Source organism: Microbacterium sp. HD4P20 (assembly GCF_019449275.2).
Classification (GTDB): domain Bacteria; phylum Actinomycetota; class Actinomycetes; order Actinomycetales; family Microbacteriaceae; genus Microbacterium.
The window spans coordinates 353,881-369,464 of sequence record NZ_JAHZQZ020000014.1; the positions used below are offsets into that span (position 1 = coordinate 353,881).

The window sequence follows — 15,584 nt, forward strand, 5'->3', positions numbered from 1 at the left end:
TCCGGTGCGAGGGAAGATGGGGATGCCGGGCTTCGGCCCGATCCCGCCGCCGACGAAGGAGACAGACGTGTCCACGGTTGACAGCTTCGGTGCCAAGAGCACCCTGACGGTCGGCAGCACCGACTACGAGATCTTCCGAATCAGCACCGTCGATGGCTACGAGAAGCTTCCGTTCAGTCTCAAGGTGCTGCTCGAGAACCTGCTCCGCACCGAAGACGGCGCGAACGTGACGAAGGCCCAGATCGAGGCGCTCGGAGCGTGGGATGCCGATGCCGAGCCCAGCACCGAGATCCAGTTCACGCCGGCGCGCGTGGTCATGCAGGACTTCACGGGAGTTCCGTGCATCGTCGACCTCGCTACCATGCGCGAGGCGGTCGAGACCCTGGGCGGCGACCCCAAGCGGATCAATCCGCTCTCTCCGGCCGAGATGGTCATCGACCACTCGGTCATCGCCGACCTCTTCGGCAGCGAGCACGCGCTCGAGCGCAACGTCGAGATCGAGTACGAGCGCAACGGCGAGCGGTACCAGTTCCTCCGCTGGGGGCAGACCGCGTTCGACGACTTCAAGGTCGTGCCGCCCGGCACCGGCATCGTGCACCAGGTGAACATCGAGCACCTCGCCAAGGTGATCTACGACCGCGAAGTGGGCGGCGTGCTGCGCGCCTACCCCGACACGTGTGTGGGCACCGACTCCCACACCACGATGGTCAACGGGCTCGGAGTCCTCGGCTGGGGCGTCGGCGGCATCGAGGCCGAGGCCGCGATGCTCGGCCAGCCGGTCTCGATGCTCATTCCGCGTGTCGTGGGATTCAAGCTCTCGGGCAGCATCCCGACCGGTGTGACGGCGACGGATGTCGTTCTCACGATCACCGACATCCTGCGCCAGCATGGCGTGGTCGGCAAGTTCGTCGAGTTCTACGGCGAGGGCGTGGCATCCGTCCCGCTCGCCAACCGCGCCACGATCGGCAACATGAGCCCCGAGTTCGGCTCGACAGCCGCGATCTTCCCGATCGACGACGTCACGATCGAGTATCTGCGCCTGACCGGCCGCAGCCCCCAGAGCCTCGCCCTCGTCGAGGCCTACGCCAAGGAGCAGCGACTGTGGCACGACCCCGCGGTCGAGCCCGTCTTCAGCGAGTACCTGGAGCTGGACCTGTCCACCGTGGTTCCCTCCATCGCCGGGCCCAAGCGCCCGCAGGACCGCATCCGGCTCTCGGACGCCAAGTCGCAGTTCGAGCAGGACATCCTCAACTACGCGAACGCCAGCGAATCCACCTCGATCGTCGATCTCGAGTCGAAGCACTCGTTCCCCGCGTCGGACCCCGGAACGGTTCCGGGCGAGGAAGAGCCGGTCACGCGCACGGTGCACATCGCCAGCGGCGGACCTGCTGCGGCGTCCAAGCCCGTCACGGTGACGCCGGAGGACGGCAGCCCGTACATCATCGACAACGGCGCCGTCACGATCGCTGCGATCACGTCGTGCACGAACACGTCCAATCCGTCTGTCATGCTCGCGGCGGGCCTGCTCGCACGCAACGCCGTGAAGAAGGGGCTCAAGGCCAAGCCGTGGGTCAAGACGACGCTCGCTCCCGGTTCGAAGGTCGTCACCGACTACTACGAGAAGGCCGGCTTGACCAAGGACCTCGAAGACCTCGGGTTCTTCACCGTGGGCTATGGGTGCACGACCTGCATCGGCAACTCGGGTCCTCTCATCGAGGAGGTCTCGGCGGCCGTACAGCAGAACGACCTCGCGGTCACCGCCGTCCTCTCGGGCAACCGCAACTTCGAGGGACGCATCAACCCCGACGTCAAGATGAACTACCTGGCGAGCCCGCCGCTGGTGATCGCCTACTCTCTCGCCGGCTCGATGCATTTCGACTTCGAGACCGATCCGCTCGGTACGGACCAGGATGGCAACGACGTCTTCTTGAAGGACATCTGGCCGGACGCCGCTGAGGTCCAGGCCACGATCGATTCGTCGATCAGCGAGGACATGTTCACCAAGCAGTACGCCACCGTGTTCGAGGGCGACGAACGCTGGAAGAACCTGCCGACCCCGACTGGCGACGTCTTCGAGTGGGACGAGTCCTCCACCTACGTGCGCAAGCCCCCGTACTTCGACGGCATGACCATGGAGCTCACCCCGGTGTCGGACATCCAGGGGGCACGTGTGCTGGCGGCGCTCGGCGACTCGGTCACGACCGACCACATCTCGCCCGCAGGCAACATCAAGGCCGGGACCCCGGCCGCGCAGTACCTCACCGAGCACGGCGTGGCACAGAAGGACTTCAACTCCTACGGCTCGCGCCGTGGCAACCACGAAGTCATGATCCGCGGGACCTTCGCGAACATCCGGCTGAAGAACGAGGTGGTCGCCGCCGTCAACGACGGCCAGATCGTGGAAGGCGGCTACACCCGCGATTTCACGCAGCCGGACGGCCCGCAGTCCTTCATCTACGACGCGAGCCAGAACTACCAGGCTGAGGGCATCCCGCTCGTCATCTTCGGCGGCAAGGAGTACGGCTCGGGCTCGTCGCGCGACTGGGCGGCCAAGGGAACGAGCCTGCTGGGCGTCAAGGCGGTCATCACCGAGAGCTTCGAGCGCATCCACCGCTCCAATCTCATCGGCATGGGGGTGGTTCCGCTGCAGTTCCCGGCCGGTCAGAGCTGGCATTCGCTGGGCCTGGACGGCACCGAGATCGTCTCGATCGAAGGGCTCGAGCAGCTCAACGAGGGCGTGACGCCCAAAACGGTCCGCGTCACGGCGGCCCCCAGCGAGTTCTCGGCAGCCGGCAAGCAGACCGTGGAGTTCGACGCCGTGGTGCGCATCGACACGCCCGGTGAGGCCGACTACTACCGCAACGGCGGCATCCTGCAGTACGTGCTCCGCTCGCTGGTCTGACAGCCGATTCACGGGGACCGGAGGCGTGAGAGCATCCGGTCCCCGTGTCATGCCCGGGTAGACTTGCAGGGCCCTTCCGGGGCCGGAAAGGAGCCGGGATGTCGTTGTTGCCGTCCATCAGCGGACCCCGTGATCTCGATCCGCTGAGCCTCGACCAGCTCGAGCAGCTCGCGGACGAGATCCGCCGATTCCTGGTCGAGAACGTCTCACGCACCGGCGGCCATCTCGGGCCGAACCTCGGCGTCGTGGAGTTGACCATCGCGTTGCACCGCGTCTTCGACTCACCTGCAGATCCGATGATCTTCGACACCGGGCATCAGTCCTACGTCCACAAGCTGCTGACCGGCCGCCATGACTTCTCGCGGCTCCGTGCGCGCGGCGGGCTCGCGGGCTACCCGCAGCGTTCCGAGAGCCCTCACGACGTCGTGGAGTCGTCGCACGCCTCGAGTTCGCTGAGCTGGGCAGACGGCGTCTCGCGGGCGCTGACGCGCACCGGTCGCAAGGATCGCCATGTCATCGCGGTCGTGGGTGACGGTGCTCTCACCGGCGGCATGACGTGGGAGGCGCTGAACAACATCTCCGACGACAACGATCGCAACCTCATCATCGTCGTCAACGACAACGGACGTTCGTACGCGCCGACGATCGGCGGGATGGCGCGCTATCTGAATCGCGTCAGGACGGCCGAGACGTACCGTTCGCTCCACCGCAGTTCGGACACCCTGTTCCGCAAGCTCGGTCCTGCGGCGCGTGCGGTGTATCGCGGAGTCCGCGGCGGCACCCACGGGTTCCTCTCGCGCTTCACCAACAACGCCGCACTCTATTCGAACCTCGACATCAAGTATCTGGGGCCCGTCGACGGGCATGACCTGCCTACCCTGATCGAGACGCTCGAACTCGCGAAAGAGTACGGCGCCCCGGTCATCGTGCACGCGATCACCGAGAAGGGACGCGGCTATGCGCCGGCGCTCGAGGACGAGGCCGACCAGTTCCACGCCGTCGGCAAGATCGACCCCCTCACCGGTGAGGCCGTCGGCGGTGGCAGCGGCATGGCGTGGACCGATGTCTTCGCCGATGAGCTCGTGGCGATCGGCGACGAGCGCGACGACGTCATCGCCATGACCGCCGCGATGCTGCGTCCCACGGGTCTGTTGCCGTTCGCACAGCGCTTCCCCGACCGCGTCTACGACGTCGGCATCGCCGAGCAGCACGCCGTCGCCTCCGCCGCCGGTCTCGCGTTCGGCGGAATCCATCCGGTTGTGGCGATCTATGCGACCTTCATGAACCGGGCGTTCGACCAGGTGCTGATGGATGTCGCCCTGCATCGGGCGGGTATCACCTTCGTCCTCGACCGTGCCGGTGTGACGGGGCCGGACGGTCCGAGCCACCACGGCATCTGGGATCTTGCGATGCTGCAGCTCGTCCCGCGTATCCGGATCGCCGTGCCGCGCGACGAGGTCCGGCTGCGCGAGGAGCTCCAGGAGGCGGTCACCGTCGACGACGGCCCTACAGTCGTGCGGTTTCCCAAGGGCAACGTCAGCCCGGAGCTTCCCGCCCTCGAGCGTCTCGCGGACGGCGTGGACGTCCTGGTGCGCTCCTCGGCGCAAGACGTGCTGCTGGTCGGGATCGGGCCGATGGCGCACACCGCCGTCGATGTGGCAGGCCGTCTGCGCGCGCAGGGCATCGGGGCGACAGTCGTCGACCCGCGCTGGGTCGTGCCTGTGCAGCCGTCGATCGTCGAGCTCGCGGCATCCCATCGCCTCGTGATCACGATCGAGGACGGCATCCGCGTCGGTGGCATCGGCACCCGCGTGCGACAGGTGCTGCGCGAAGCCGGCGTCGACACCGCGGTCGATGAGCTGGGCCTTCCCGACGAGTTCATCGACCATGGCACCCGCGACGAGATCTTCGAGGATGCCGGGCTCACGCCCGCGAAGATCGCGCAGGACGTCGTTGCCCAGGTGCTGGGCACTCGCATCCCGGTGGCACGCGGAGCCCAGACCGGCGAGCCGACACCGACGAGCGAGATCCCGACCATCGGCGACCTCGCCCGGGCACGCGACGCCCGCGACTAGCCGGCGGTACATCGAAGGGGCACGTTCTCGCTGACGAGAACGTGCCCCTTCGCCCCTTCTGAGTGGCTACGACTCGATGCCCTTGATCACGGGGTGATGGAACGTGTCGCCGAAAACGCGGTCCGAGGCGCCCTCACGATCGAGGTAGGGCGACGCGCCGCCGTCGATGAACGGCCATCCGGCCCCCAGGATGAGGCAGAGGTCGATGTCCTCCACCTCGGGGACGACGCCCTCGTCGAGCATGATCCGGATCTCGTGCGCGAGGCCGTCCTGCACGCGCTGGAGGATCTCCGCGGGGGATGCCGGGGACGAGCCCACCGCGGGCTTCAGGATCTTCTCGGCGGCCTTGGTCCAGCCGGTGACCCTGCCACCCTTGTCTTTCTCGACGACCTCGGGCAGCTCAGCGAGAGCATGGAAGTTCTCATTGGCGTAGAAGCGATCGGGGAATGCGCGGACCATGGTGTCCTGCACGTGAGCGGCGACCTTCCAGCCGACGAGGTCTATGAGCTGGAACGGGCCCATCGGCAGACCCAGAGGCGCGAACGCCTTCTCGACGTCGACGATCGGCGTTCCTTCGTACACCGCGCGCGCTGCTTCTCCCATGACCTTCGCGAGCAGCCGGTTGACGACGAAACCCGGCGCATCGGCGGTGAGGACGGCGTTCTTGCCCAGATTCTTCGCCACGACGAACGCAGTCGAGAGCGCAGCATCCGAGGTCTGCGGCGTCTTCACGACCTCGATCAGCGGCATGACGGCCACGGGATTGAAGAAGTGGAACCCGACCAGGCGCTCCGGGTGCGCGAGTTCGGCGCCGATCTCCTCCACGGACAGCGACGAGGTGTTGGTGGCGAGGATGGCGTCCTCGGCGACGATCTGCTCGATCTCGCCGAACACCTGCTGCTTGACACCGACCTCTTCGAAGACGGCCTCGATCACGAAGTCGCAATCGGCGAAGAGCGCCTTGTCGGTGGTGCCGGTCACCAGCGCGCGCAGCCGATTCGCCGCATCGCCGTCCAGGCGGCCCTTCGCCTCGAGCTTGCCGATCTCGTCGTGGATGTAGGCCACGCCCTTGTCGACGCGCTCCTGATCGAGGTCGGTGATGAGCACAGGCACCTGCAGCTTGCGCACGAACAGGAGCGCGAACTGACTGGCCATGAGCCCGGCGCCGATGATGCCGACCTTCGTGACCTTCTTGGCGAGCTCCTTGTCGGGAGCGCCGACAGGGCGCTTGGCGCGCTTCTGCACGAGGTCGAAGGCGTACATGGACGCCGCGAACTGGTCGCCGGCGACGAGGTCGGCCAGCGCCTCGTCCTCTCGTGCGAAGCCCTCGGCCTTCGTGCCGCTCTTGGCCTTGTCGAGCAGTTCGAGCGCTGCGTACGGCGACCGGGGGACGGTGCCGATCTTCGACTCCAGCATGCCGCGCGCCATCCTGATGGCGATGGGCCACTTCGTCAGGCGCTCGATCTTGCCCGGCTCGTTCTTCCGATCCACCTTGACGGTGCCGTTGAGCACGCCGTCCGTCCAGCGAAGCGAGTCCTCGAGGTAGTTCGCCGCGGGGAACATCGCATCGACGATGCCGTAGTCCAGCGCCTGCTGCGGCTTGAGCATGCGGTTCTGCTTGAGCGGATTGGAGATCACGACCTCGAGGGCGTTCTCGATGCCGATGAGGTTCGGCAGCAGGTAGGCACCACCCCAGCCGGGAATGATGCCGAGGAACACCTCGGGCAGTGCGATCGCCGCGGCCGAGGCATCGACGGTCCGGTACGTGGAGTTCAGCGCGATCTCAAGACCGCCGCCCAGCGCGAGCCCATTGACGAAGGCGAAAGACGGCACCCCGAGATCGGACAGCTTGCCGAGCACGTGGTGGCCGAGCTGCGCGATCAGGCGGGCGTTGTCCTTCGAGCCGACCTTCGAGATGTCGGAGAGGTCGGCGCCGGCAGCCAGGATGTACTGCTTTCCGGTGATGCCGACCGCCTGAATCTCGCCCTTGCCGGCGCGCGTGCGCAGGCCGTCGAGGGTCTCGCCGAGCTCCGTGAGGGTCGCAGGCCCCAGCGTGTTGGGGCGCGTGTGGTCGCGTCCGTTGTCGAGGGTGATGAGGGCGAGCACCTTGCCGGACGCGAGGCGGATGTCGCGCACGCGGGAGCGGGTGATCACCTCGCCGTCGGTCAGGGCCTGGATGGGGGAGAAGTCGATCTGTTCGTAGTTCGTCATTCCTGCGAGCCTTACTTCTTCCGCTTGCCGTCGTAGTGAGGGTTCTCCCAGATGACCGACCCGCCTTGGCCGAGTCCGACGCACATGGCTGTGAGGCCGTAGCGGACGTCGGGACGCTCGGCGAACTGGGCCGCGAGTTGGATCATCAGGCGCACGCCGGACGCGGCGAGTGGGTGGCCGACGGCGATCGCGCCACCCCACTGGTTGACGCGGGGGTCGTCGTCCGCGATGCCGAAGTGGTCGAGCAGCGAGATGACCTGAATGGCGAACGCCTCGTTCAGCTCGAACAGCCCGATGTCGTCGATCTTCAGACCGGCCTTGCGCAGTGCCTTCTCCGTCGCCGGGATCGGTCCGATTCCCATGATCTCGGGCTGCACGCCGGCGAAGGCGAATGAGACCAGCTTCATCTTCGGCGCGAGCCCGAGCTCCTTGACGGCTCCGCCGCCCGCCAGCAGCGACATCGTCGCGCCGTCGGTGAGGGGCGAAGAGGTGCCGGCCGTGACTCGGCCGTGCGGACGGAAGGGCGTCTTGAGGCCCGCAAGGTCTTCCATCGTCGTCTGCGGACGACGTCCTTCGTCCTCGGTCGCGAGTCCCCATGACCCTTCGGCGTCCTTGATCGCCACCGGCACCAGGTCCGTCTGGATCTTGCCTGTGTCGTAGGCCGTCTGGAGCTTGTGCTGGCTCAGCATGCCGAAGCGGTCGGAGCGCTCCTTCGTCAGGTGCGGGAAACGATCGAAGATGCGCTCGGCGGTCACACCCATGTTGAGTGCACCAGGGTCGACCATCTTCTCCGCGACGAATCTCGGGTTCGGGTCCGCGTTGCCGCCGATGGGGTGGTGTCCCATGTGCTCGACGCCACCGGCGAGAGCGACGTCGTACATGCCGACGCCGATCGATCCCGCCATGGTCGTCACACTCGTCATGGCACCCGCGCACATGCGGTCGATGGCGAAGCCCGGCACCGTCTGGGGGAGTCCCGCGAGGATCGCCACGCTGCGGCCGAGGGTCAGGCCCTGGTCGCCGGTCTGCGACGTCGCGGCGATGGCGACGTCATCGATGCGGTCCTTGGGAACGCCCGGGTTGCGCTCCATGAGTCCGATCGTCGCCTTGACGGCGAGGTCGTCCGCTCGGGTGTTCCAGTACATGCCCTTCTCGCCGGCGCGCCCGAACGGGGTGCGCATTCCATCGACGAAGAAGACGTCCGAAATCTCGGCCACTCTGCCTCCAAACATAGGGATGACGCCAGCCTAGGAGGGGCAGGAGAACGGCCGGAATCGGGTAGCGGAAACCTACGAAGCCGTTTCGGACGCTGTCAGCGACTCTTGCACGGATCCCACAAAGGCATCGACGATCAGCTGTGCAGTCTGCTCAATCTGCCATGACCGGGCTCCCAATGCCAGGAGCGATTCCCCGACGGATGCCGCCGTCAGAGGCTGCGGGGGAGTCCAGGCCACCCGCCGCAGCACGTCGGGGGTGAGGAGATTCTCGGTCGGCATGCCGAGCTGCTGCGCCCGCAGCTCGACGACGGGGCGCGCCGCCTTGAGGCGCGTGTCGGCCTCGGGGTTGCGGTCGGCCCACGCACGCGGCGGGGGGAGCGTGTCGCCGCCGGTCGCCCTCTCCAGCGGGAGCTCGGACGACGCGCGTCCTGCTTCGATCGCCGCCCACCATCGGTCCAGCTGCGACCTGCTCGCGCGGCCCGTGAACTCCTTGACGGCCGCGAGCGCGCTCTTGGATCTGGGGTCTGCCAGCACAGCGGCCACGAGGGCGCGATCCGGCACCAACCGGCCCGGGGCGACATCCTGCTCCCGGGCGAACTCCTCACGCGCCGTCCACAGGGAGCGGGCGACGGCGAGGGCCTTGCGGCCCCGCACCGTGTGCAGACCGCTCAGCCGCCGCCAGGGCTCGTCGCGGGGCGGCTTGGGCTCCCGAGTGAGCACGGCTTCGAACTCCTGCGCGGCGAAGTCGGTCTTGCCCTGCTCGGCGAGTTCCTGCACGAGCTTGTCACGGACATCGACGAGGTGCTCGACATCGAGGGCCGCATACTCCAGCCACGCCTGCGGCAGCGGACGCGTCGACCAGTCGGATGCCGAGTGGGCTTTGGCGAGCGTGATGCCCAGGGCATCCTCGACCACCGCCCCCAGGCCGACGCGCTCATGCCCGAGCAGGCGTGCCGCGAGCTCCGTGTCGAACAGCGTCGCGGGTCCCAGCCCGATCTCACGCAGCGACGGAAGGTCCTGGCTCGCCGCGTGAAGAATCCATTCCTCGCCGCCGATCGCCTCCTGCAGCGCCTGGAAGTCGCCGATGGGGGGCGGATCGAACAGGAAGAGTCCGGCGTCGCGCCGGAAGACCTGCACGAGATACGCGCGCTGCGAGTATCGGAAGCCCGAGGCGCGCTCGACGTCGACAGCAACCGGACCATGTCCGGCACCGAGCAGGCGAGCCGCTTCGACCGTACCTTCGACCGTATCGATGACGACGTATTCAGCCACGCGCCGACCTGCGTGAACCCAGCATGGCAATCCCTTCCGAGCCCGGCGGGAGACCCGCGAGCATGCACACCAACTCCGCCCATGCTTCCACGTGCGCGGCGATGGCGCCTTCCGGAGACCAGGAAGCCCGCAGTTCGATCTGCGCGCCGTCGCCTTCCGCGGCCAGCGTGCCGAACCCTTTGGACAGCGTCTTGGTAGCGGTGCCGGAGGCCGCGTGGAAGGTGGCGTCACGGGACTTCAGAGCGTCGGTCAGCCATGCCCATGCGACATCGGCCAGCAGGGGATCAGTGCCGATTTCGGGTTCGAGCGGCGCCTGCGCGAAGCACACGATCCGCCAGGCCCCGTTCCAAGAGGCGGGTTCTTCCGGGTCATGCAGCAGCACCAGCCGGCCCGTGCCGTACGGCGAGTCCACACCCTCGGCGTCCTCCTCGGCGCGCACGTCGCCCGCGATCGCGATGGCGTGCGGGGCGATGCCGGCCGGAGCCGGGATCTCGCGCACAGTCAGATCGGCGCGGAACTTCACTGCGCGCACGTCCTCCGCCGCTTGCGCGAACGAGGACGGTGTCCCGGGGGGACGCTGGTCAGCCACGCCGACAGACTAGGCTGAGGCCTCGATGGTCGTCTCCAGGCGCGCCGCGATGCGCGGCGCCTCACCCGCTCTCGTGGCCGGCGTCAGGGGCGCGCTCACCGTCTTGAGCGTGGCCTTGGCCGGCACGCTCGGGCTGCTCGCCGCCGGATCGGTGCGCATGGCCCGCAAGGTCGTGACCCCAGCCGGGCGCGTCCCCGACACGCGGATCCTGTCGCTCGACACGGTCGCCCAGACGATCACCCTCTCTCGCACACCCGACACAGAGTTGCCGGGGCGCTACGGCCTGTTCACCACCGGTACCGCGGACTACGTCAAGCTCGGGTCGGTGCTCTCCGAGAGCGACGGGAGCGTCACGCGCAAGCTGTTGACGCACGTCGGCTCGGACGCTCGGCTCGCCCCGGACGCTGCGTTCAGCGGCTGGTATTTCGACCGCCCTGAGCAGCTGCACCTGCCCTTCAGCCCCGAACTCATCGGCTCGTCGGTCGGCCCGTGCCCGGCTTGGCTGTTCCCGGCGGGCGACGGAGACGTCTGGGTGATCCAGGTGCACGGGCGCGGCACGAACAGAGCCGAGTGCCTTCGCGCCGTCCCGCTGTTCCATTCACTCGGCATCACGTCGCTCGTCGTGTCCTACCGCAACGACGGCGAGGCTCCGCGGAGCAGGACCGGCGCCTATACCCTCGGCGCGACGGAATGGCGCGACGTCGACGCCGCCGTGGGATTCGCGCGCCGGCGCGGGGCTCGCCGGATCGTCGTGATGGGCTGGTCGATGGGTGGGGCGATCGCCCTGCAGCTGTCGCTGAACTCGGCGCATGCCGACGCCATCGCAGGGTTGATCCTGGAGTCTCCGGTCGTCGATTGGCGCATCGTTCTGGAGTATCAGGCCCGCGCTCAGCGCGTCCCTCAGCTCGTCAGCGGACTGGCCATCGGAGCCCTGAAGTCGGAGTGGGCATCGCCTGTCACACGGACCGGCGGGGCGATCCCGTTCGATCGACTGGATATCGTCGCACGGGCGGCCGAGCTGCGGCATCCGCTCCTGATCCTTCACAGCGACGACGACGGATTCGTGCCATCGGATGCCTCGCACGATCTTCTCGTCGCGCGTCCGGATCTCGTCGAGCTGCAGGTGTTCCACGTCGCCCGTCACACCAAGCTCTGGAACTACGACCAGGAGCGTTGGAGCGAGAGCATCCGGTCGTGGCTCGTCGCTCAGGGCGTCACGTCAGAGGTCGCGACCGCCGGCGAATGACGGGTGGGCGCTCGTGGCGCTCGTCACGCCCCGGTCGGTCGCTTGGCGGCCACCTGCCGCTTGGCGCGCAGGAGCATCCCGGTCATGCCCGAGATCCGCAGCGGCGAGACGACGCGCGTCAAGCCGATGCTCTGCGGGAAGTCCGCCGGGATCGCGAGCACCTCGTCGGCGGTCAGTCCCGTGATCCCCTGCGCCAGGATGCTCGCGAACCCGCGAGTCGTCGGCGCCTCGGCCGGCGCGGTGGCGTGCATCGCGACCCTGTCATCGGCGTCCACGTCGATGATGATGAAGACGGGGGATTGGCACTCCGCGACTCTCTCGTAGAGCTCGGGGTGGTTCTCGTATTCCGGGGGCACCGCAGGCAGCTCCTGCGAGAACTCCAGGAGCAGCTGGAGGCGATCGGGCTCGGGCAGATCGAGGAAGTCGTCGCGGATGCCGGCGAGGGTCTCAGGAAGGGCGTCGGTCATGGTCGCACGCCTGATCCGGCAGAGCCCGGCTCCGCACCCGTGGCGATGGGCACCCGTACGGCACTGCCCCACTCCGTCCACGAACCGTCGTAGTTGCGAACGTCCGCATAGCCCAGGAGGTGTCGCAGCACGAACCACGTGTGACTCGACCGCTCACCGATCCGGCAGTAGGCGACGACGGAGTCGCCCTCGCGCAGACCGGCCTCGTCGCGGTAGATCGCCTCGAGCTCGGCGCGCGGCTTGAAACCGCCGTCCGCGGCGACGGCCCGACCCCAGGGAACGCTCTTGGCCGTGGGGATGTGGCCGGCGCGCAGCGCACCCTCCTCGGGGTACGCCGGTGCGGACGTACGCGAGCCGTCGTACTCCTCCGGCGAGCGCACGTCGATGAGCGGACCCGTGCCGATGTGCGCAACGACGTCCTCCTTGTATGCGCGCAGCACCGAGTCGTCGCGTTCGACGACGGGGTAGTCCGTCGGCTCGGGCGATGACGCGTCGGTCGTGATCGGACGGCCCTCCGCGATCCATCTGTCGCGTCCGCCGTCGAGCAGCCTCACGTCCTCGTGCCCGAAGAGCGAGAACACCCACAGCGCGTACGCGGCCCACCAGTTGTTCTTGTCGCCGTAGATCACGACCGTGTCATCGCGCGCGATGCCCTTGCGACTCATCAGCCGGGCGAACCCCTCCCCGTCGACGTAGTCGCGCACGACGGGGTCGTTGAGCTCGGTGTGCCAGTCCACCTTCACCGCGCCGGGGATGTGCCCGGTCTCGTAGAGGAGGACGTCCTCGTCGGACTCGACGACGACGAGTCCCGGCTGACCGAGCCTCTCCTGGAGCCACGGTGCGGTCACGAGGCGTCCCGGCTCGGCGTACTCGGCGAACTTCTCGGACGACGTGTCGATCTCGACAGGCATGCGCTGCTCCTCGGGGCGGGGACGAAAGTGCGACGACTAGGGTTGAACCGTCTTCTTCGACCATAGATTCCCCGGCGGGCCGGCGCATCACCGCGCCGTACCCGGGTCCGGGCTCCGGCCACCCCTCGACTCAGGACACGCATGACACCCTCCGCCACCCGAACCGGCGTCCTCCATCTCATCGAGCGCACGCCGCAGCTCACCGGGGCGGGGATGGTCGCAGCGCTCGTCCCCCCACCGCAGTTCGCCGACGCCACCTTCGACACCTATCGGGCAGACCCGGAGTATCCGTCGCAGCAGGAGGCCAAAGACCTCCTCGGGGTGTTCGCCGATGCCGCAGCTCCTGCCAAGGGCGGGTTCTTCCGGCGTGCGAAACGTCCCGAGACGAAGCCGGGCGTGTACCTCGACGGCGGGTTCGGCGTGGGCAAGACGCACCTGCTGGCGGCGGTCTACCACGCGATGCCGGCCCGCCGGAAGTATTTCGGCTCGTTCATCGAGTACACCGCCCTGGTGGGGGCGCTCGGCTACCAGAACACCGTGGACCTCTTCCGGGGCGCTGATCTCCTGTGCATCGACGAGTTCGAGCTCGACGATCCCGGCGACACCATGGTGATGACCCGCCTGCTCGGCGAACTCGTCGCTTCCGGTACTCGCCTGGCCGCGACATCCAACACGCCCCCCAACGCCCTCGGCGAGGGTCGGTTCGCCGCCCAGGACTTCCTGCGCGAGATCCACGCGATGGCATCGAGCTTCCAGACGATCCGGATCGACGGCACCGACTACCGTCATCGCGCCCTCGACGGACACGCGGCGGTGCTCACCGAGCCGGAGTACGAAACGGCCGTCGCGGATGCCGCAACCCGCGGTCTCGTCTCCGACGACCGGTTCTCGGATCTCGTCGCACACCTGGCCCGCGTGCACCCGTCGCGCTACATCACGCTCATCGAGGGCCTTTCGACCGTCGGCCTGCGCGATGTGGCACCGTTCGCCGACCAGTCGGCGGCACTGCGGTTCGTCGCCTTCATCGACCGCGTGTACGACGCAGAGCTGCCCATCCGCGCGACGGGCACGTCGCTGGACCTGGTGTTCCCCGACGAGATGCTCGCGGGCGGCTACCGCAAGAAGTACCTCCGGGCGATCTCGCGACTGGTCGCCTCTACTCTCGCCTGACCCGGCGCGCCGCCTCTTGCGAGCACTTCGGGGGACGCTCCCGCCTGCACGAAACACGATGTTTACGTGCGGCGGCCTCGTGTAACGAGCGGGAAACACGGGGTGGACCGCTGCCGAAACGGCACCTCGCAACACTGAGGGAACCCGACGCTACACCTGCGTCCCTGCAGAGAGGTTCCCCTCGAGATGGATCAAGGAAACACCGCATTCATCCTGATATGCGCAGCGCTCGTCCTGTTGATGACGCCAGGACTCGCGTTCTTCTACGGCGGACTCGTCAAGGCCAAGAGCGTCATCAGCATGATGATGCTCAGCTTCGGTGCACTCGGGCTCATCGGCGTGCTCTGGGTGCTCTACGGCTACGCGATCGCGTTCCCGTCGACGGCAGAGGGCACGATCCAGGCGCCCTGGGCGATCGACTTCAACGAGCTCGGGCTCACGAGCCTGCTCGACGCCGGTGAGGGCGCCTACCCGCCACTCGCGTTCGTCGCCTTCCAGGCAACCTTCGCGATCCTGACGGTCGCCCTCGTCTCCGGCGCCATCGCCGACCGTGCCAAGTTCGGCTCGTGGATGATCTTCGCGCTGCTGTGGGCCACCATCGTCTACTTCCCGGTCGCCAGCTGGGTCTTCAACTTCGGCCTCGCCGAGGACGGCAGCTTCGCGTACGGCGGGTGGATCACGATGGGTCTGCAGGAGTGGTTCGGTGCCGGCGCGATCGACTTCGCCGGCGGAACCGCGGTCCACATCAACGCCGGTGCGGCAGCTCTGGCCCTCGCGCTCGTCCTGGGCAAGCGCCTCGGCTTCCAGAAGGGCGTGCACGTCCCGCACAACCCGCCGTTCGTCCTGCTGGGCGCCGGCCTGCTGTGGTTCGGATGGTTCGGCTTCAACGCCGGCTCCGAGCTCGCCGCCGACGGCGTCGCCGCGCTCGCCTTCGTCAACACGATCGCCGCTCCCGCGGCCGCGCTGCTGGCGTGGCTGGTCGTCGAGAAGTTCAAGGACGGCAAGCCCACCTCGGTGGGCGCGGCATCGGGCGCTGTGGCGGGTCTCGTCGCGATCACCCCCGCCTGCGCGTCGGTCACGCCGTTCTGGGCCATCGTGCTCGGCTTCATCGCCGGCGCTGTGTGCGCCCTGGCGATCGAGCTCAAGTACAAGTGGGGCTTCGACGACTCGCTCGACGTGGTGGGCATCCACCTGGTGGGCGGTCTCATCGGAACGCTGTACATCGGGTTCTTCGCCACCGACGTGGGCCTGTTCATGGGTGGCGGCGCCACGCAGCTCCTCGTCCAGGCGATCGCCGCGTTCGCGGTCATGATCTACTCTTTCGTGCTCGCTTATGTCATCGGCCTCGCGATTGAGAAGACGATCGGCTTCCGCGTCAAGAACGAGGACGAGGTCGCCGGTATCGACACCGTCGTCCACGGCGAGGAAGGCTACGTGCTCGAGGGCACGCGCGCCTGAGTCGAGGATCCCCCCGGGTGGAGGGGCGTCGCGGGAGACCGCGGCGCCCCTCCGCGCTATCGTGCC

11 protein-coding genes are annotated in these 15,584 nt (G+C 67.9%); 5 read left to right on the forward strand and 6 right to left on the reverse strand.

Annotated features, from left to right (window positions below; all coding sequences use genetic code 11):
• Window positions 1-67 precede the first annotated feature (67 nt).
• Both K0817_RS09935 and dxs read left to right on the forward strand, forming a co-directional pair.
• Window positions 68-2,902: an aconitate hydratase gene (locus tag K0817_RS09935; RefSeq protein WP_308211898.1), complete on the forward strand. Its 2,835-nt coding sequence runs from the start codon at window positions 68-70 to the stop codon at window positions 2,900-2,902.
• Window positions 2,903-3,000: 98 nt separating this feature from the next.
• Window positions 3,001-4,977 (forward strand): 1-deoxy-D-xylulose-5-phosphate synthase, encoded by a 1,977-nt coding sequence (dxs, locus tag K0817_RS09940; RefSeq protein WP_219981288.1) that lies wholly within the window; start codon window positions 3,001-3,003, stop codon window positions 4,975-4,977.
• A gap of 66 nt (window positions 4,978-5,043) precedes the next feature.
• On the opposite strand, the gene K0817_RS09945 is transcribed toward dxs, so the two are convergent.
• The 4 genes from K0817_RS09945 to K0817_RS09960 all read right to left on the reverse strand — a co-directional run bounded on the left by K0817_RS09945 (window position 5,044) and on the right by K0817_RS09960 (window position 10,266).
• Window positions 5,044-7,188: a 3-hydroxyacyl-CoA dehydrogenase NAD-binding domain-containing protein gene (locus K0817_RS09945; RefSeq protein ID WP_219981289.1), complete on the reverse strand. Its 2,145-nt coding sequence runs from the start codon at window positions 7,186-7,188 to the stop codon at window positions 5,044-5,046.
• A gap of 11 nt (window positions 7,189-7,199) precedes the next feature.
• Window positions 7,200-8,405 carry a thiolase family protein gene (locus tag K0817_RS09950; protein ID WP_219981290.1) on the reverse strand — a complete coding sequence of 402 codons (1,206 nt, stop codon included), beginning with the start codon at window positions 8,403-8,405 and terminating at the stop codon, window positions 7,200-7,202.
• 72 nt (window positions 8,406-8,477) lie between these two features.
• Window positions 8,478-9,677, reverse strand: coding sequence for a ribonuclease D (locus K0817_RS09955; protein ID WP_219981291.1), 1,200 nt, complete (start codon window positions 9,675-9,677; stop codon window positions 8,478-8,480).
• Window positions 9,670-10,266: a DUF3000 domain-containing protein gene (locus K0817_RS09960; protein ID WP_219981292.1), complete on the reverse strand. Its 597-nt coding sequence runs from the start codon at window positions 10,264-10,266 to the stop codon at window positions 9,670-9,672. Before K0817_RS09960 ends, K0817_RS09955 begins: the two co-directional genes overlap by 8 nt.
• Window positions 10,267-10,291: 25 nt before the next feature.
• Between K0817_RS09960 and K0817_RS09965 the strand changes: the two genes are divergently transcribed.
• Complete coding sequence (locus tag K0817_RS09965) at window positions 10,292-11,512, forward strand: S9 family peptidase (protein ID WP_219981293.1); 1,221 nt, start codon at window positions 10,292-10,294, stop codon at window positions 11,510-11,512.
• A gap of 23 nt (window positions 11,513-11,535) precedes the next feature.
• On the opposite strand, the gene K0817_RS09970 is transcribed toward K0817_RS09965, so the two are convergent.
• Window positions 11,536-11,979: a SufE family protein gene (locus K0817_RS09970; protein WP_219981294.1), complete on the reverse strand. Its 444-nt coding sequence runs from the start codon at window positions 11,977-11,979 to the stop codon at window positions 11,536-11,538.
• Window positions 11,976-12,890, reverse strand: a complete 915-nt coding sequence (locus K0817_RS09975) for a sulfurtransferase (RefSeq protein WP_219981295.1) — start codon at window positions 12,888-12,890, stop codon at window positions 11,976-11,978. Before K0817_RS09975 ends, K0817_RS09970 begins: the two co-directional genes overlap by 4 nt.
• Window positions 12,891-13,031: 141 nt before the next feature.
• On the opposite strand from K0817_RS09975, the gene zapE reads away from it, so the two are divergent.
• On the forward strand, window positions 13,032-14,060 hold the full coding sequence (gene zapE, locus K0817_RS09980; RefSeq protein WP_219981296.1) for a cell division protein ZapE: 1,029 nt from the start codon (window positions 13,032-13,034) through the stop codon (window positions 14,058-14,060).
• A gap of 186 nt (window positions 14,061-14,246) precedes the next feature.
• Window positions 14,247-15,518, forward strand: a complete 1,272-nt coding sequence (locus K0817_RS09985; RefSeq protein WP_219981297.1) for an ammonium transporter — start codon at window positions 14,247-14,249, stop codon at window positions 15,516-15,518.
• Window positions 15,519-15,584 lie beyond the last annotated feature (66 nt).